General features: G+C 59.8%; 12 protein-coding genes. All 12 read left to right on the top strand.

From position 1 onward, the window contains the following. Window positions 1–32 precede the first annotated feature (32 nt). Complete coding sequence (locus tag BVH03_RS15945) at window positions 33–920, top strand: NAD(+) kinase (protein ID WP_073268818.1); 888 nt, start codon at window positions 33–35, stop codon at window positions 918–920. After that, complete coding sequence (locus BVH03_RS15940; RefSeq protein WP_075962085.1) at window positions 920–1,894, top strand: metallophosphoesterase; 975 nt, start codon at window positions 920–922, stop codon at window positions 1,892–1,894. The genes BVH03_RS15945 and BVH03_RS15940 overlap by 1 nt, the downstream gene beginning before the upstream one ends. After that, entirely contained in the window at window positions 1,891–2,760 is an 870-nt protein-coding gene (locus tag BVH03_RS15935; protein WP_075962084.1) for a rhomboid family intramembrane serine protease, read from the top strand. Before BVH03_RS15940 ends, BVH03_RS15935 begins: the two co-directional genes overlap by 4 nt. 62 nt (window positions 2,761–2,822) lie before the next feature. Continuing rightward, the gene (locus tag BVH03_RS15930; protein ID WP_075962083.1) at window positions 2,823–3,086 is read left to right on the top strand and encodes a YeaC family protein; all 264 of its coding nucleotides are present in this window, start codon (window positions 2,823–2,825) and stop codon (window positions 3,084–3,086) included. After that, entirely contained in the window at window positions 3,086–3,919 is an 834-nt protein-coding gene (locus BVH03_RS15925; RefSeq protein WP_075962082.1) for a DUF2797 domain-containing protein, read from the top strand. Before BVH03_RS15930 ends, BVH03_RS15925 begins: the two co-directional genes overlap by 1 nt. Window positions 3,920–3,990: 71 nt before the next feature. Then, window positions 3,991–6,654, top strand: coding sequence for an aminopeptidase N (gene pepN, locus BVH03_RS15920; protein WP_075962081.1), 2,664 nt, complete (start codon window positions 3,991–3,993; stop codon window positions 6,652–6,654). Window positions 6,655–7,176: 522 nt separating this feature from the next. Further along, on the top strand, window positions 7,177–9,150 hold the full coding sequence (locus BVH03_RS15915) for a DUF1302 domain-containing protein (RefSeq protein ID WP_075962080.1): 1,974 nt from the start codon (window positions 7,177–7,179) through the stop codon (window positions 9,148–9,150). Window positions 9,151–9,165: 15 nt separating this feature from the next. Further along, complete coding sequence (locus tag BVH03_RS15910; RefSeq protein WP_075962079.1) at window positions 9,166–10,527, top strand: DUF1329 domain-containing protein; 1,362 nt, start codon at window positions 9,166–9,168, stop codon at window positions 10,525–10,527. A 163-nt stretch (window positions 10,528–10,690) separates the two neighbouring features. Next, complete coding sequence (locus BVH03_RS15905) at window positions 10,691–11,734, top strand: YCF48-related protein (RefSeq protein WP_075962078.1); 1,044 nt, start codon at window positions 10,691–10,693, stop codon at window positions 11,732–11,734. A gap of 19 nt (window positions 11,735–11,753) precedes the next feature. After that, window positions 11,754–14,132: an RND family transporter gene (locus BVH03_RS15900; RefSeq protein ID WP_075962077.1), complete on the top strand. Its 2,379-nt coding sequence runs from the start codon at window positions 11,754–11,756 to the stop codon at window positions 14,130–14,132. Between the two features lie 574 nt (window positions 14,133–14,706). Next, window positions 14,707–15,687, top strand: a complete 981-nt coding sequence (locus tag BVH03_RS25985) for a hypothetical protein (protein WP_143485981.1) — start codon at window positions 14,707–14,709, stop codon at window positions 15,685–15,687. Window positions 15,688–16,031: 344 nt separating this feature from the next. After that, complete coding sequence (locus tag BVH03_RS25980) at window positions 16,032–17,297, top strand: hypothetical protein (RefSeq protein WP_143485980.1); 1,266 nt, start codon at window positions 16,032–16,034, stop codon at window positions 17,295–17,297. Window positions 17,298–17,606 lie beyond the last annotated feature (309 nt).

The raw sequence follows: 17,606 nt of genomic DNA, 5'->3' as shown, positions 1-17,606 counted from the left end.
GGCCATTAGAGCCAGAGCCTCGCGGGAGCCCCATGGAGCAGTTTCGTAATATCGGCATCATCGGCCGCCTGGGCAGTACCCAGGTGCTCGACACCATCCGCCGCCTGAAGAAGTTCTTGCTCGAGCGCCAGCTGCACGTGATTCTCGACGACACCATCGCCGAAGTGCTGCCGGGCCACGGCCTGCAGACCTCGGCGCGCAAGCATCTGGGCGAGTTCTGCGATCTGGTGATCGTGGTCGGCGGTGATGGCAGCATGCTCGGCGCCGGTCGCGCCCTGGCGCGCCACAAGGTGCCGGTGCTGGGCATCAACCGCGGCAACCTGGGCTTTCTCACCGATATCCGCCCTGACGAGCTGGAGTCCAAGGTCGCCGAGGTGCTGGAAGGCAATTACCTGACCGAGAACCGCTTTCTGCTCGAAACCGAGGTGCGCCGGCATTCCGAGGCGATCGGCCAGGGCGATGCCCTCAACGACGTGGTGCTGCACCCGGGCAAGTCGAACCGGATGATCGAGTTCGAGCTGTATATCGATGGCCAGTTCGTCTGCAGCCAGAAGGCCGACGGTTTGATCGTAGCCACGCCGACCGGCTCCACGGCCTACGCACTGTCCGCTGGCGGGCCGATCATGCATCCCAAGCTCGATGCCATCGTCGTCGTACCCATGTACCCGCACACCCTGTCCAGCCGGCCCATCGTGGTGGATGGCAACAGCGAGTTGAAGATCGTCGTCTCCAAGGACCTGCAGCTCTACCCGCAGGTGTCGTGCGATGGCCAGAACCATTTCACCTGTGCGCCGGGCGACACCATCACGGTACGCAAGAAATCCCAGAAGCTGTGCCTGATCCATCCGCTGGACCACAACTACTACGAGGTCTGCCGTACCAAGCTGGGTTGGGGTAGCCGACTCGGCGGAGGCGACTGATGCAGCTCGATCCGTCTCGCGGTTATGACCTGATCGGTGATGTGCACGGCTGCGCCAATACCCTGGTGCGCCTGCTTGAGCGCATGGGTTATCGCCGCCAGGACGGCGTGTGGCGGCACCCGCAGCGGATGGCGATCTTCCTCGGCGACCTGATCGACCGTGGCCCGCGCATCCGCGAGGCCGTGCACCTGGTGCACGACATGGTGCGCGCCGGCGAGGCGCTGTGCATCATGGGCAATCACGAATTCAACGCCCTGGGCTGGATGACCCCGGCGCCACCAGGCAGCGGGCGCGCCTTCGTGCGTGAGCACACGGCGCGGCACGAGCGGCTGATCGGCGAGACCTTGCGGCAGTTCGAGGCCTACCCGGATGAGTGGCGCGACATGCTGGCGTGGTTCTATGACATGCCGCTGTTCCTCGATGCCGGCCATTTTCGTGTGGTGCATGCCTGCTGGGACGAGGCCATGATCGCTTCGCTGCGCGGGCAGTTCCCCAGGGGCTGCATCGACGAACACTTCCTGCAGGCCTCGGCCGTTCCCGGCAGCTTCGCCTGCACGGTGCTCGACCGGCTGCTGCGTGGCACCGACATGCGCCTGCCGGGCGGGCTGACCATGACCAGCAGCGACGGCTTCACCCGTTCGTTCTTCCGCACCAAGTTCTGGGCCGGTAACCCGTCGACCTACGGCGACGTGCAGTTCCAGCCCGATCCGTTGCCCGAGCAGGTGGCCTGCCTGCCGCTCAGCGAAGAGGACCGGGCGCAACTGCTGACCTACGGCCCCGAGCAGCCGCCGCTGTTCGTCGGCCACTACTGGCGCAGCGGCACGCCGGCGCCGATCTGCCCGAACATCGCCTGCCTGGACTACAGCGCGGTAATGTACGGCAAGTTGGTGGCTTACCGACTGGACCAGGAAACCCGTCTGGACCCGGCCAAGTTCGTCTGGGTCGAAGTCGAACGGCCGGGGCCGGCACGATGAGCCCGGTGATCGCCCTGCGTGCGCCGCTGGAACAGGACCTCGCGGCATTCATCACCCTGCTCGGCAGGCTGCGCGTGCCGCACCGTGTCGCGGAGCAGGGCAACGAGCAGGTGCTCTGGGTGCCGAACGAAGAGATCGCCGCCCAGGTACGCGAACTGTTCGCACGGGCGCCCCAGGGCGACCCGAGTCTGCAGCCCGTGGCCGCGCCGGTCGCCAGCTCGCGGCCCGGCATCGCTGCCCAGGCCAGGCGCAGCCCACTGACCCTGGTCGTGCTGGCGCTGACCCTGCTGGTCGCGGTGTTGACCTGGGGCGGCGAAGACTACGCCGTGGTGCGCTGGCTGAGTTTCGTCGACTTTCATATCGATGGGCAGTACATCTATTTCGCGACCTTCGCCCAGGTCATTGACAGCGGCCAGTGGTGGCGCCTGCTGACGCCCATGCTGCTGCACTTCGGCATTCTGCACCTGGCGATGAACAGCCTGTGGTACTGGGAGTTGGGACGGCGCATCGAGGCGCGGCAGGGCGCGCTGATGTTGTTGCTGCTGACGCTGTGGTTCGGCCTGGCCGCCAACGTGGCGCAATACGTCTACGGCGGGCCGGCGCTGTTCGGCGGTTTGTCCGGTGTGCTCTACGGGCTGCTCGGCCATTGCTGGTTGTTCCAGTGGCTGGCGCCGAATGCGGCCTACAAGCTGCCACGTGGCGTGCTGGTGAGCATGCTGGTCTGGCTGCTGATCTGCATGACCGGGGTCTTCGAACTGCTGCAGTTCGGCGCCATCGCCAATGCTGCCCATGTCGGTGGGTTGATCGCCGGCTGCCTCACCGGCGCCATCGGAGGGCTGCTGGCTCGCCAGCTGGCACGGCGCTGAGCGCCTCGGCTTGGCGGGGCAGATAGGGTAGAATCAGCGCTTTTCCAGCCCTGGAGTCAGCCATGTCCTCCTTCGTCGAACTGATCCGCAACATTACCCCGGACGTGTATGAAAGCCTCAAGCTGGCCGTGGAGATCGGCAAGTGGCCGGACGGCCGCAAGCTCACCCAGGAGCAGAAGGAGCTGAGCCTGCAGGCGATGATCGCCTGGGAAATCGAAAATCTGCCCGAGGACCAGCGCACCGGTTACATGGGCACCTCCCAGTGCGCATCGAAATCTGCGCCCATTCCCAACATTCTGTACAAATCATCGGAAACCCTGCACTGATGTTAGAAGTAGCCCGCGGCGCCCTGAGCAAGATGGCAACCCAGCTCGATGCGCCGGTGCAGTACGCGTTTCGCCTGGGTGACGAGCAGGTCGCCGTCAACCCGATGATCGGCAAGACCGTGCGCCTGGAGTTTCTCGGCGCCATTCATTGCAGCCATTGCGGCCGCAAGACCAAATCCAGCTACAGCCAGGGCTATTGCTACCCCTGCATGCAGAAGCTGGCCCAGTGCGACCTGTGCATCATGAGCCCCGAGCGCTGCCACTATGACGCCGGCACCTGCCGTGATCCCGGCTGGGGCGAGCAGTTCTGCATGACCGATCATGTGGTCTATCTGGCCAATTCGTCAGGCATCAAGGTCGGCATCACCCGCGCCACGCAGATTCCCACGCGCTGGATCGACCAGGGCGCCACCCAGGCGCTGCCGATCATGCGGGTCGCCACACGCCAGCAGTCGGGCTTCGTCGAAGACCTGCTGCGCAGCCAGGTGGCGGACAAGACCAACTGGCGCGCATTGCTCAAGGGCGACGCGGCGCCGGTCGACCTGCTGCACGTGCGTGAGCAGATCTTCGATACCTGCGCCAGTGGCATCACCGCGCTGCAGGAGCGTTTCGGCCTGCAGGCCGTGCAGCCGCTCAATGAGCAGGGCGTGGTGGAGATCCGCTATCCGATCGAGGCGTATCCGGCGAAGATCACCAGCTTCAACCTGGACAAGAATCCCATCGCCGAAGGCACGTTGCTCGGCATCAAGGGCCAGTACCTGATGTTCGACACGGGCGTCATCAACATTCGCAAGTACACCGCGTACCAACTCGCCGTGGGCTGTACGCACTGAGCGTCAGCCCGAACTAATCCGACCTGCAGCTTGCAGCCTGTAGCTTGTAGCTGCCTCGAAGAGGCCATCCCATGCGCACCGAGCAATCGAAGACCATCTACCTCAAGGACTATCAGGCGCCGGATTACCTGATCGACGAAACCCACCTGACCTTCGAGTTGTTCGAGGATCACACCCTGGTGCACGCCCAACTGGTGATGCGTCGCAACCCGGCGCTGTCCGCCGAGCTGCCGGCGCTGGTGCTGGACGGCCAGCAGCTCGAGCTGTTGCACCTCGAACTCGACGACCGCGAACTGGGAGCCGGCGACTATCAACTGACCGATAGCACGCTCACCCTGCAGCCCACCCAGGCCAGCTTCGTCGTCGACAGCAGCGTGCGCATCCACCCGGAAAGCAATACCGCGCTGGAGGGCCTGTACAAGTCCAGCGGCATGTTCTGCACCCAGTGCGAGGCCGAGGGTTTTCGCAAGATCACCTATTACCTCGACCGCCCGGACGTGATGAGCAGCTTCACCACCACGCTCAGCGGCGACAAGCAGAAGTACCCGATCCTGCTCTCGAACGGCAATCCGATCGCCAGCGGCGAGGAAGAAGGCGGCCGCCATTGGGCGACCTGGGAAGACCCGTTCAAGAAACCGGCCTACCTGTTCGCCCTGGTCGCCGGTGACCTGTGGTGCGTGGAAGACACCTTCACCACCCTGAGCGCCCGCAACGTGACCCTGCGCATCTACGTCGAGCCGGAAAACATCGACAAGGTGCAGCACGCCATGGACAGCCTGAAGAAGTCCATGAAGTGGGACGAGGAGGTGTATGGCCGCGAGTACGACCTGGACATCTTCATGATCGTCGCGGTCAACGACTTCAACATGGGCGCCATGGAGAACAAGGGCCTCAACATCTTCAACTCCAGCGCCGTGCTGGCCCGCGCCGAGACCGCCACCGATGCCGCACACCAGCGCGTCGAGGCGATCGTCGCCCACGAATACTTCCACAACTGGTCGGGCAACCGCGTGACCTGCCGCGACTGGTTCCAGCTGTCGCTCAAGGAGGGTTTCACGGTATTCCGTGACGCGGCCTTCTCGGCGGACATGAACTCGCCGACGGTCAAGCGTATCCAGGACGTCGCCTACCTGCGCACCCACCAGTTCGCCGAAGACGCCGGCCCCATGGCCCACCCGGTACGCCCGGACGCGTACATGGAAATCTCCAACTTCTACACCCTGACCATCTACGAGAAGGGCGCGGAAGTGCTGCGCATGATCCACACCCTGCTGGGCGCCGAAGCGTTCCGTAAGGGCTCGGACCTGTACTTCGAGCGCCACGATGGCCAGGCCGTGACCTGCGACGATTTCGTCAAGGCCATGGAAGATGCCAGCGGCGTCGACCTGACCCAGTTCAAGCGCTGGTACACCCAGGCCGGCACGCCGCGCCTGGCGGTCGCCGACCGCTACGACGCCGCGGCGAAAACCTACACCCTGACCTTCACCCAGAGCTGCCCGGCCACGCCGGGGCAGAGCGAGAGCAGCAAGCTGCCGTTGGTAATCCCGGTGGAGCTGGGCCTGCTGGACGGGCAGGGCAACGACCTGCCATTGCGCCTGCAGGGCGAAGCCGCCGCGGTGGGAGGCAACCGCGTGCTGTCGGTGACCGAGGCGCAGCAGTCGTTCACCTTCGTCGACGTTGCCGAGAAGCCGCTGCCGTCGCTGCTGCGCGGCTTCAGCGCGCCGGTGAAGCTCAGTTTCGCCTACGACCGCGACCAGCTGATGTTCCTGATGCAGCACGACAGCGACGGCTTCAACCGCTGGGAAGCCGGCCAGCAGCTCAGCGTGCAGGTGCTTCAGGAACTGATCGGCCAATACCAGCGCGGCGAAGCGCTGGTGCTCGATCAGCGCCTGGTCAGTGCACTGCGCACCTTGCTGCAGGACGACACGCTGGATCAGGCCATGGTCGCCGAAATGCTGTCGCTGCCGGGCGAGGCCTACCTCACCGAAATCAGCGACATCGCCGATGTCGATGCCATTCACGGCGCCCGCGAATTCGCCCGCCAGCAACTGGCCGATGCGCTGTTCGAACCGCTGTGGCAGCGCTACCAGGCCAACCGCGCGGTATCGCGTGCCACGCCTTATGTTGCCGAGGCTGAGCACTTCGCCCGCCGCGCGCTGCAGAACATCGCACTGTCCTACCTGATGCTCGGTGACAAGCCTGAAGTGTTGGCCGCGGCGCTCGACCAGTTCGAGACCAGCGACAACATGACCGAGCGCCTGACGGCCCTGGCGGTGCTGGTCAATTCGCCATTCGAGGCCGAGCGCGGCAAGGCCCTCGACGCCTTTGCCGAGCAATTCAAGGACAACGCCCTGGTCATGGATCAATGGTTCAGCGTGCAGGCCGCCAGCACCTTGCCGGGCGGCCTCGCTCGTGTGCAGGCGCTGATGGAGCACCCGGCCTTCACCCTGAAGAACCCCAACAAGGTGCGCGCATTGATCGGCGCATTCGCCGGGCAGAACCTGGTGAATTTCCATGCCATCGACGGCAGCGGCTACCGCTTCCTGGCCGACCAGGTGATCGTGCTCAATGCCCTGAACCCGCAGATCGCCTCGCGTCTGCTGGCGCCGCTGACCCGCTGGCGCAAGTACGGCGCCGAGCGTCAGGCGCTGATGAAGGCCGAGCTGGAGCGCATTCTCGCCTCCGGCAAGCTGTCATCCGACGTCTACGAGGTGGTCAGCAAGAGCCTGGCCTGAGCCATGCCCGGAGCGGCGCTCGCCGTTGCGGCCAACAGCATTTGCTGCCTCCTACCGGCGCCCGTTCTGGGCGCCTTCAACCGTGCTTCGATCCCCGATCTTGTTACCCCCGCTTTGGTGGTAACAAATTTTTGTTACCTCGGGGGATGAAAAGCTACCGCCGCCCTCCGTCAGCCACTTAATATCGCCGCCGCTGCCGCCATGCTGGCATTTTGATCGAGGCTTTTTATTGCGCGTGAGGCGTGTCGACAGCTTGCTGAAAGCGCTGATGAGCGATTCTGCGTCGATATCGGGGCATTGCTGCTCAGTGGCCGACCAGTCACAAAGAGACGCAGCAGAGCTGCTCTAGAAAAGTACTTTCGGCTAATACGATCGTTTGAACTGGCACCAAGGTTGCACTGCATGACGCAGTCACGCCAGCCAGTTCAAGGTTATCGACGGACACCTTGCCAGGGGTTCGCCAGGCTCATCGGAAAATGAGCTGCAAGAATAATGACTGTCTGTCTGCGGAGTAGAGATTCAATGCGTATCAAGTCCCTTGTGCGGGCCCCGCGTCTGGTGCCGGCCAAAGCCGGTTTTGCCCTGGCCGGCGTGCTGCCGCTGCTGGTTGCCGCGCCTGCGCAGGCGGTGGAGTTCAGCTTCGCCGATAACGAGGTCAGCGGCTCGCTGGACACCACGCTGTCCTATGGGCAACTGTGGCGTGTGCAGGGGCAGAGCCGTGGTAACAACGACGTCAACGTCAATGACGGCAATCGCAATTTCGACACCGGGCTGGCCTCCGAAGTGTTCAAGATCACCTCGGATCTCGAGATGAACTACCAGAACTACGGCCTGTTCGTGCGCGGCACCGCGTTCTACGACACGCAGATCATGGACAAGCGCAACGACTTCTACGGTGGCGATCGGGCCGCCCAGCCAAGCCAGAATACCCCCAACGATGATCGGTTCACCCGTGATACCCGGCACAGCGCCGGCCGCGATGCACAGATTCTCGACGCCTACCTCTATGGCAACTGGGGCGTCGCCGAGCGCCCGGTCACTGCACGCCTGGGCCGCCAGGTGTTCAATTGGGGCGAGGGCCTGTTCTACCGCGGTGGCGTGAATACCAGCAACCCCGTGGACGGCGCGCGCTTCCGTCTGCCGGGTGCGGAGCTCAAGGAAGTGCTGATCCCCGTCGAGGCGGTCAGCTTCAATATCGGCCTGACCGACAACCTGTCGATGGAAACCTTCTACCAGTTCAAATGGAAGGAAACCGCCATCGATCCGGTGGGCAGCTATTTCTCCGAGACCGATCTGTTCGCCGAAGGTGGCAATACCGCCTACGCCCGCAATGCAGCGCTGGGCAGCGCTGCCTTTCGCAGCAACTACGCCGCCTTGACGGCCCTTGGCGTTGGCGGGCTGCAGGGCACGGACTATCTCGATAGCAATGGCTACTTCAAGGTCGCCTCCATCGGCTCGGATATCGAAGCCAAGGATGATGGTCAGTTCGGCGTTGCCTTTCGCTATATTGCCGAACAGCTGAACTCGACCGAGTTCGGCTTCTACTTCGTCAACTACCACGCCAAGGAACCGACGCTTTACGCCGACCTCGATGGGTTCTCCGGGCTGGATCTGGATGCCATCACCAGTACGGCCAGCGGTGGCAGCATTCCCAACTACGCCGCGCTGCTCAGCGCTGCAGGCGCCGGTAGCGCCCAGGCGCAGACGCTTCTGGGGCTGGTCAACGGCGCCGCCACCGTCGATGCCGCCAGCCAGGTCAATGCGCACCGCGAGTATGTCGAGAACATCCGCATGTACGGCTTCAGCTTCAACACCACCCTGGGCGATGCCTCGGTATTCGGTGAACTGGCCTACCGCCCGAACCTGCCGATCGCCATCGCTGCGACCAACGACCTGCTTGGCGATCTGCTGCAGCAGGGATCGCGGCTGGTGCAGGGGCAACAGGGCAACATTGGTGGCCAGGCGCTGCAGATGGGTGATGCAATCCATAACTACGAACGGGTCGAGGCCTACAACGCTTCGCTCGGCACCCTCTACAATTTCGGCCCGTCGCTGGGCTTCGACGCGCTGACCGGGGTGGCCGAGCTGGCGTCCGAGCATTTGCGCGGTAGCGACCTGAAATACACCGCGTTCGATGGCTCGACCCGCTATTACGCCGGGCGGGGCGACTCTTCCTACACCTTCGGTTACGGGCGCAGCTACCAGGCCAACAAGAATGCCTATGGCTACACCCTGTTGCTGTCCGGCACCAGGAATGATGTGTTGGCCGGGGTGAACCTGTCGCCCTTCGTCGTCTACAAGGATGATTTCGAGGGTAACTCCTACCAGACCGGCAATTTCATCGAGGGCCGCAAGGCCTATACCCTCGGCATCAAGGCGGCGTACATGAACAGCCTGGAAGCCGAGCTGCAGTACACCGAGTTTTCCGGTGGTGGCAACAACAATGCCGTGCGCGACCGCGACAACATCGGCTTCAACGTCAAATACTCCTTCTGATCACGGGGATACAGCATGCTGAACATCAAGGGTGTCGCCGTCGCGCTGGTGCTGCTGGCCGGCAACAGCATGGCCGCGGTCTCGCCGCAGGACGCCGCCAAACTGGGGGCGAGCCTCACGCCGCTGGGCGCCGAAAAGGCCGGCAACGCCGCAGGCACCATTCCCGCGTGGACGGGCGGCATCACCCAGCCGCCGGCTGGCTACCAGGGCTCGGGCAAGCACCATGTCGACCCGTTCGCCGCCGACAAGCCGCTGTTCACCATCACCCGCGCCAACCTGGCCCAGTATCGCAATCAACTGACGCCGGGGCAGGTCGCCTTGTTCGAGGCCTACCCGGACACCTTCCAGATGCCGGTCTACCCCAGCCGTCGCTCGGGCTCGGCGCCGCAGTGGGTGTATGACAATACGGCCAGGAACGCCGTCAGTGCCAAGCTGCTCGACGGCGGCAACGGTTTTGCCGATGCCTTCGGTGGCATCCCGTTCCCGATTCCGCAGAATGGCGTCGAGGCCTTGTGGAACCACATCGCCCGTTATCGCGGCACCTACGTGGTTCGCCGCGCCTCGGAAGTGGCGGTGCAGCGCAACGGCTCCTATTCGCTGGTCACCTCGCAGCAGGAAGCGCTGTTCAAGTTCTACGACCCGAAAGGCAGTTACGCCGACCTCAGCAACATCCTGTTCTACTACCTGTCGTTCACCCGCAGCCCCGCGCGCCTGGCCGGTGGCGCGGTGCTGGTTCACGAGACGCTGGATCAGGTCAAGGAGCCCCGCCAGGCCTGGGGCTACAACGCCGGTCAGCGCCGCGTCCGTCGCGCGCCGAATCTGGCCTACGACACGCCGATCTCCGCAGCCGATGGCCTGCGTACCGCTGACGATACCGATATGTTCAACGGCGCGCCGGACCGTTACGACTGGAAGCTGCTGGGCAAACGGGAAATCTACATTCCCTACAACAGCTACGCACTCACCAGCCCGCAGGTGAAGTACAAGGACCTGCTGCAGGTCGGCCACCTCAACCCGGCCTATACCCGTTACGAGTTGCACCGCGTGTGGGTGGTGGAGGGCACGCTCAAGACCGGTGAGCGGCACATCTATTCCAAGCGCACCCTGTACCTGGACGAAGACAGCTGGCAGGCCGCGGTGGTCGATCAGTACGATGGCCGCGGCGAGCTGTGGCGCGTGTCCATGGCGTACCTGAAGAACTACTACGAACTGCCGACCACCTGGTCCGCGCTGGACGTGTTCCACGACCTGCAGGCCCGTCGCTACCACGTGCAGAACCTGGACAACGAGGAAGCCAACACCATCGACTTCAGCCAGCCGACTGCCAATGACGGTTATTTCACACCGGCGGCGCTGCGTCGTCGCGGTACTCGCTGAGGCGGCGGCGCACGAGTTGAGCGGCTGGCATTCGCGCGGTCGATAACACGGGCTTTTTCTTACAAAACAGCAGAACGTGGTGGCTACCATGTCTTGCAAAGGCCGATAGCATAGGCGGCGCCGCGCAGGCGCCGGAATAACAAGAACAAAGGGGGAGTTGTGTATGAGTGAGCCCATCGTGCGGCGCACCCGAAGCGGTAAAGTCACCCGGCCCGTGCTGCAGGCACTGGCGTTGTGTTCGCTGCTGATGGCCGGCGCGCCGCTCGTCCAGGCCCAGGCCGCCGATGCGTCGACCTTCTCGGTGCCGTCGACCCGCGCCGTCTCCAGCCTGCTGCTCGACGTCGCCCATGCCGGCAAACGCCTGGTGGCGGTCGGCGAGCGCGGTCACGTGCTGTACTCCGACGATGACGGCGCCAACTGGACCCAGGCCAAGGTGCCGACCCGGCAGATGCTCACCGCGGTGTTTTTCGTCGACGACCAGCGTGGCTGGGCGGTCGGCCACGACGCGCTGATCCTGGCGAGCAGCGACGGCGGTGCGACCTGGACCAAGCAGTTCGAAGACCTGCAGCGCGAAGCACCGCTGCTCGACCTGTGGTTCAAGGACGCCCAGCACGGTTTCGCCATCGGCGCCTATGGTGCATTGCTGGAGACCAGCGATGGCGGCGCCACCTGGGACGACGTCAGCGACCGCCTCGATAACGAAGACACCTATCACCTCAACGCCATCGCCGATGTGCCGGGCGCCGGCCTGTTCATCGTTGGCGAGGCGGGCGCTCTGTTCCGTTCCACCGATGAAGGGCAAAGCTGGGAAACCCTGGAAAGCCCCTATCAGGGCTCGCTGTTCGGCGTGATCCCCAGCGGCGAAGCCAATGGCCTGCTGGTCTTCGGCCTGCGCGGCCACCTGTTCCATTCCACCGACGCGGGCGAAACCTGGCAGCAGGTCGCGCTCGACACCGCCAGCGGCGGTGACCTGGAGTTCGGCCTGGCCAGTGCGGCCACGCTCGGCGACGGCAGCATCGTGGTGGTCGGTCACGGCGGCAGCGTGCTGCGCAGTACCGATCACGGCAACAGCTTCAGCGTGTTCAACCGCCCGGATCGCGTATCCCTGGCGGGCGTCACCGCGGGTGCAGACGGCAAATTGGTGCTGGTCGGGCAGGGCGGCGTACGCCTGACCACCGAGACCGGTGCCAATCCAGGCCAACAATAACAAGCTGGGGTAGTGTTCGATGAGTAACCTTGATCAAGACAAGGCCAGCCTGCTGGAGCGCCTGATCTTCAACAACCGACCGGCAGTGATCCTGATCTGCCTGCTGGTCAGCCTCTTCCTGTTCTTCCAGGCCACCCAGGTGCGCCCCTCGACCAGCTTCGAGAAGATGATCCCGCTGAGCCATCCGTTCATCCAGAACATGATGGAGCACCGCAACGACCTGGCGAACCTCGGCAATACCGTGCGTATTTCCGTGGAGGCCAAGGACGGCGACATCTTCAGCCAGTCCTACATGGAAACCCTGCGGCAGATCCACGACGAGGTGTTCTACATCCCCGGCGTCGACCGTTCCGGACTGAAGTCGCTGTGGAGCCCCAGCGTGCGCTGGACCGAGGTGACCGAGGAAGGCTTCGCCGGTGGCGAGGTGATTCCGCAAACCTACGACGGCAGCGCGCAGAGCCTCGAAGAGCTGCGTGGCAACGTGCTCAAGTCCGGGCAGATCGGCCGCCTGGTGGCCAACAACTTCAAGTCCAGCATCATCGACGTGCCGCTGCTCGAGTCCTACCCGGACCCGCAAGACCAGGGCCGCCTGATCAAACTCGACTACCAGCAGTTCTCCCACCAGCTCGAAGAGAAGATCCGCAACAAGTACCAGGCGCAGAACCCGGACATACAGGTTCACATCATCGGTTTCGCCAAGAAGGTTGGTGACCTGATCGACGGCCTGGTGATGGTCGCGCTGTTCTTCGGCGTGGCACTGCTGATCACCTTCGTGCTGCTGTACTGGTTCACCTGGTGCATCCGCAGCACCATCGCCGTGCTGATCACCACCCTCGTGGCGGTGGGCTGGCAGCTGGGCCTTATGCACACGGTGGGCTTCGGCCTCGACCCGTACTCGATGCTGGTGCCGTTTTTGATCTTCGCCATCGGTATTTCCCATGGCGTGCAGAAGATCAACGGCATCGCCTTGCAGTCCGGCGGCTGCGACAACTCGCTGACCGCCGCGCGGCTGACCTTCCGCCAGCTGTTCCTGCCGGGCATGATCGCCATCCTCGCCGACGCCGTGGGCTTCATCACCCTGCTGCTGATCGATATCGGCGTGATCCGCGAGCTGGCCATCGGCGCCTCCATCGGTGTGGCGGTCATCGTGTTCACCAACCTGATCCTGCTGCCGGTGGCGATTTCCTATATCGGCATCAGCAGGAAGGCCGTGGAGCGCAGCAAGCGCGACGCGGTGAGCGAGCATCCTTTCTGGCGCCGCCTGTCCAACTTCGCCAGTGGCCGCGTAGCACCGATTTCCGTGAGCCTGGCGCTGATCGCCGCGGTCGGCGGCTTCTGGTACCAGCACCAGCACCTGCAGGTGGGTGACCTCGACCAGGGCGCGCCTGAGCTGCGCCCGGATTCGCGCTACAACCTGGACAACGACTTCGTGATCCGCAACTACTCGACCAGCTCCGACGTGCTGGTGGTGATGGTCAAGACCGCGTCCGAAGGCTGCTCGACCTTTGAGGCCATGGCGGCCATGGACGAGCTGATGTGGACCATGGAAAACACCCAGGGCGTGCAATCGGCGATCTCCATGGTCAGCGTGTCGCGCCAGGTGATCAAGGGCATGAACGAGGGCAACCTGAAGTGGGAAACCCTGTCGCGCAACCCTGACGTGCTCAACAACTCCATCGCCCGCGCCGACGGCCTCTATAACGCCGACTGCTCGGTGGCGCCGGTGCTGGTGTTCCTCGAAGACCACAAGGCCGAAACCCTCAAGCGTGCGGTGAATGCGGTAGAGGGCTTCGTCGCCGAGCATCAGTCCGACAACGTCGAGTTCCTGCTGGCCGCCGGTAACGCCGGTATCGAAGCGGCCACCAACGAAGTGATCAGCACCTCGGAACTGCTGATCCTGATCCTGGTGTACCTGTGCGTCGGCGCGATGTGCATGATCACCTTCCGCTCCTTCGCCGCGACCATCTGCATCGTGCTGCCGCTGATCCTCACCTCGATCCTCGGCAATGCCCTGATGGCCTTCCTGGGCATCGGCGTGAAGGTCGCGACCCTACCGGTGATCGCCCTGGGCGTCGGCATCGGCGTGGACTACGGCATCTACATCTACAGCCGCCTGGAAACCTTCCTGCGCGCCGGCCTGCCGCTGCAGGAAGCCTACTACCAGACCCTACGCTCGACCGGTAAAGCCGTGCTGTTCACCGGCCTGTGCCTGGCCATCGGCGTGGCCACCTGGATGTTCTCGGCGATCAAGTTCCAGGCCGACATGGGCCTGATGCTGACCTTCATGTTCATCGTCAACATGTTCGGCGCACTGTGGCTGTTGCCGGCCCTGGCCCATTACCTGATCAAACCCGAGAAACTGGCGGGCAAGAAGGGCGGTTCGCTGCTGGCGCACTGACGGGTTGGTTCTGTAAAAGGCGCGCCCTCTACGGTATTTGCATGCTGTAGAGGGCGTTTTGCTACTGCACGATGGGGCTGATTTTTATAGGGCAGTGCTGGCCGTGGAAATGCGGGATTCAGGCGAATACAGGTGGTGCGGTGCTGTAGGTCGGCAAACTACTGATTGATATGGATTTTAATTTTTGCTAATACGGGTAGGGCGCGCTTATACAGAACGCTTTACTATTGCGTTAATGCAGCATTCTGTTTAATCACTGTTATCCACGCAATATATAGACCGAGTTCAAGGAGCCGTAAATGCCAAGGACTCAGGCTGGCGAAAAATCGAAAAAGCAGCTATTGCGCAGTATGGACACTCGGCGGCGCTTAACTAAGCTAATGCACACGCCGAGTCTCTATACTGCGTTACAACGTGATTTTTCATTTTTATCCCGCCCGAACTTTCATTGCATTTACAGCTCTGCTGCGCAGAGCGGAGTGTATTGATGGATAACAAGTCGCTGAAGCACACGCTCGCCAAAATCGCGCGAACGGTGCTTAGCGTCCCACGTTAGATTCTTTGGGAGTACTAAATGAGTAGCGGACAAGAATTAATTCCAAGTGCAAATATGGAAATCATCGAAGCTTCTGGTGTTAATGCTTTGCTGTTACAAATTCGTCCACATTGGCAAGCGAAAAACCTTATCCAGCGTGTCACAAAATTGCTGCATGTTGACCCTAGTAGTGCTTGCCAGAGACTATTTAACGCATCTATTCATGATCTTAGAGAGAAAATATTATTTGCGGGTATCGATATCGCTGCTGAAGCTGCAAAACAACATAAACTACCACCGATATCATCAGCGGAAAATATAGAAAACTATTCAACCCTGCGAATGATTGATCTAGCTTATCGCATGGGGCTTCTTTCTCGTCCAGAATATCGACGAATTCTTCGTGCTTACGATATTCGCAAAGACTTAGAGCACGAAGATGATGAGTACGAGGCGGGAGTTGAAGATTGCGTATACATTTTCAGAACTTGTGTGGATGTAATCCTATCTAAAGATCCTATCGAGCTTATTAAGCTTACGGATATTAAAGAAATTGTTGAACGTTCCGAGGCAACCTCTCTCAATGAAAGTCTTCTTGAGGAGTTTAGTCATGCGCCCGAACCTAGACAAATGGAAATCTATAAATTCTTAATAAGCTCCTCGCTGAATGTTGAACTACCTGATGTTGTTCGTCACAACTGCTACATGGCTCTTTATTCATTAAGGTCAATGGTGCATAATCAAGTTTTAATTACTTGTGCTAGGGAGTTTGTTCAGCGCATTGGGAAACGTGGTCCGACTCTAATAGAAGCTCGTGTTGCTTATGGTTCAGGTCTTTTACCCTATTTAAAGCAAGCGCAAATCAAAGATTTTTATGATAGCTATTTTGATGAAATGAAAAAGGTTGGGTATTCATGGGGGCACATAATTCCCATGGAGAGCTTTTACGAAATCTTGAAGAAATTGGTGGCTTGGAGTTTTGTCCAGAAGAGTCTTTGGCCCAATATGTGGAGTGGCTAGTATTGTGCTACATCGGATCATCTGGCGGGAGAACTTCATATGGTAATGTGCGTAATGTTTTTTATAGCAATGTTGGTGCTCCAATAGCTATTAATATTTTGAAAATCAAATCGCGAAATATATATCCAATCGTTGCTGGCTTAGAGAAAAAGAGTAAGCCCGTTAGATACGCAATAAGCGACGAACATGTAGCACGCCGTTTTAACTCAGTTTTAGATGAGCTAGAGCCTTGAAGGCGGAATCTAATAATCACAAACGCTGCGACGTCCTTTGCATTGTGGCTTCGGCTTCATTGCAAAGCCGCGAATGCTGCGGCCGTTAAGTGTCCAGTAGGAGAGAATAATATGATTGAAGGAATATCTCATGTTCCTCCAGCTTTAATAATTTTGCACCAAGAACTAGCAGGGAAAGAGTCTTGGTCTGATATGAGAAAAACATTAAAAGGGATGCTAAAGGAGTTGAGAGATCAATCCGAAGGTTATTTCTATTATCAGGCAAAGCATGGAAGAGATATAGATTCACAAAATAATTTTGAAGTTCATCTTCATGGAGCCATGGATTTATTGATAGGTGCCGGTTGTGAGGAACTCCCCTGCAGAGTCGCAACTGCCGAAAGAATATCACGAAGCATGGGGTTGATTTCTGATCGAGTGTGGATGACAGATCTTTTGACTGAAAGGTTTATTGATTTTGGTCGGCCCACAAATGAGAAATTAGACTACATGCTTGAAGACTTGATGGTCTTGTTTACCCTGTTTCCATTGATTTCTAAGGGAATTATAAAATTCAGAACCCCTTGGGCGATCACGTGTTCCTCCTGCTTCGCTGAGTTCTACTCAAGAATTGAAGAAGCCACCGAAGTAATAGCAAAGGAATTTAAAGCAGAGTTCAGCTTGGAAAAAACGTCTGATGGCTTTGTGGCAGATGTCGGATCATGTGTTTACCCTTCAATCAAACTCACGGGGTTTAATCAAAAAAAGCCCAAGAAAATGGATTTCGCGCGAGCATGGACAGCGGAGCAAATTAGGTCAATTTTCTGGACTGCGCGAGAGGCTTCTTTAACTGGTGGTTCCGTTGTTTCTAATTCAAGAATAGGTTTGGCTGGCTTATTGCATAGCGAGGGGCGGTTCGTAAATCACTCTGCGCTACAGCTATTGGATAATGAAAGAGAGTTCTCTATTCCTTGGGTAAGCTCTCTTAACCCAGCACAAATTTTGGAGTTGAGAGAAGAAGCTAGTGAGGCTTTACCGCTATTCAGAGAAAAATTATTTCAGATAATGTCCGGCTCTACCTCAAGTGGAAAATCGTCTAGAGAGCAAATAATGGAGCTGAGGGAGCAGGCTGCGCAAGTCAGAGCAGAGTTGCAACGAACCCAAAAGCATTCAGCCAAATATTGGAAAGTTACCTATGGGCTCTTGGGCCTCGGCCTATCGGCATATGGGGTTGCAACAGATCAAGTATTGCCAGGTGTTGGAGGACTGTTGCCAATATTGCAGCTGCTAATTGGACATAAATCTGGTCATGAATTGGATGTCAATAGTCAATTACATAAGCCTGCATATGTGTTGCTTAAAGCGCAGGACATACTGGCTCATGCACACGAGCAATGAACACTTAACAAGGCGCTGCTGTCGGGAAAATTTTCCGCTGCGCGTAAATTTGCCGCGGAGCGCGGCGTTAAGCGCAATTAGGAATTACTGATAATTTATGAGTGAAAATTATCTATGAAAAAGGGATAGATTTATTTATGGCACTGTGCCATTTGTCTAAAGTAAATTTGTCCGCTTATTTAGAGATGATCGGTAAATGAAAAACCGCGGCCTGGCCGCGGTTTTTTCGTTTCAGAGCATGCAAATTTTCTTCAATACGCCCGCATTGGCGCTGCGTAACGTGCCCCACTCGATCAGCAGTGAGGTATG

Source organism: Pseudomonas sp. PA15(2017), from assembly GCF_001945395.1.
Taxonomy (GTDB): Bacteria; Pseudomonadota; Gammaproteobacteria; order Pseudomonadales; family Pseudomonadaceae; genus Aquipseudomonas.
This window is presented reverse-complemented; position numbering and strand designations above follow the sequence as displayed.

What these genes read in the sequence shown, in the direction of transcription:
- BVH03_RS15945 (WP_073268818.1), top strand. Translation starts at nt 33, where the DNA reads ATGGAGCAGTTTCGTAATATCGGCATCATCGGCCGCCTGGGCAGTACC.
- BVH03_RS15940 (WP_075962085.1), top strand. Translation starts at nt 920, where the DNA reads ATGCAGCTCGATCCGTCTCGCGGTTATGACCTGATCGGTGATGTGCAC.
- BVH03_RS15935 (WP_075962084.1), top strand. Translation starts at nt 1,891, where the DNA reads ATGAGCCCGGTGATCGCCCTGCGTGCGCCGCTGGAACAGGACCTCGCG.
- BVH03_RS15930 (WP_075962083.1), top strand. Translation starts at nt 2,823, where the DNA reads ATGTCCTCCTTCGTCGAACTGATCCGCAACATTACCCCGGACGTGTAT.
- BVH03_RS15925 (WP_075962082.1), top strand. Translation starts at nt 3,086, where the DNA reads ATGTTAGAAGTAGCCCGCGGCGCCCTGAGCAAGATGGCAACCCAGCTC.
- pepN (WP_075962081.1), top strand. Translation starts at nt 3,991, where the DNA reads ATGCGCACCGAGCAATCGAAGACCATCTACCTCAAGGACTATCAGGCG.
- BVH03_RS15915 (WP_075962080.1), top strand. Translation starts at nt 7,177, where the DNA reads ATGCGTATCAAGTCCCTTGTGCGGGCCCCGCGTCTGGTGCCGGCCAAA.
- BVH03_RS15910 (WP_075962079.1), top strand. Translation starts at nt 9,166, where the DNA reads ATGCTGAACATCAAGGGTGTCGCCGTCGCGCTGGTGCTGCTGGCCGGC.
- BVH03_RS15905 (WP_075962078.1), top strand. Translation starts at nt 10,691, where the DNA reads ATGAGTGAGCCCATCGTGCGGCGCACCCGAAGCGGTAAAGTCACCCGG.
- BVH03_RS15900 (WP_075962077.1), top strand. Translation starts at nt 11,754, where the DNA reads ATGAGTAACCTTGATCAAGACAAGGCCAGCCTGCTGGAGCGCCTGATC.
- BVH03_RS25985 (WP_143485981.1), top strand. Translation starts at nt 14,707, where the DNA reads ATGAGTAGCGGACAAGAATTAATTCCAAGTGCAAATATGGAAATCATC.
- BVH03_RS25980 (WP_143485980.1), top strand. Translation starts at nt 16,032, where the DNA reads ATGATTGAAGGAATATCTCATGTTCCTCCAGCTTTAATAATTTTGCAC.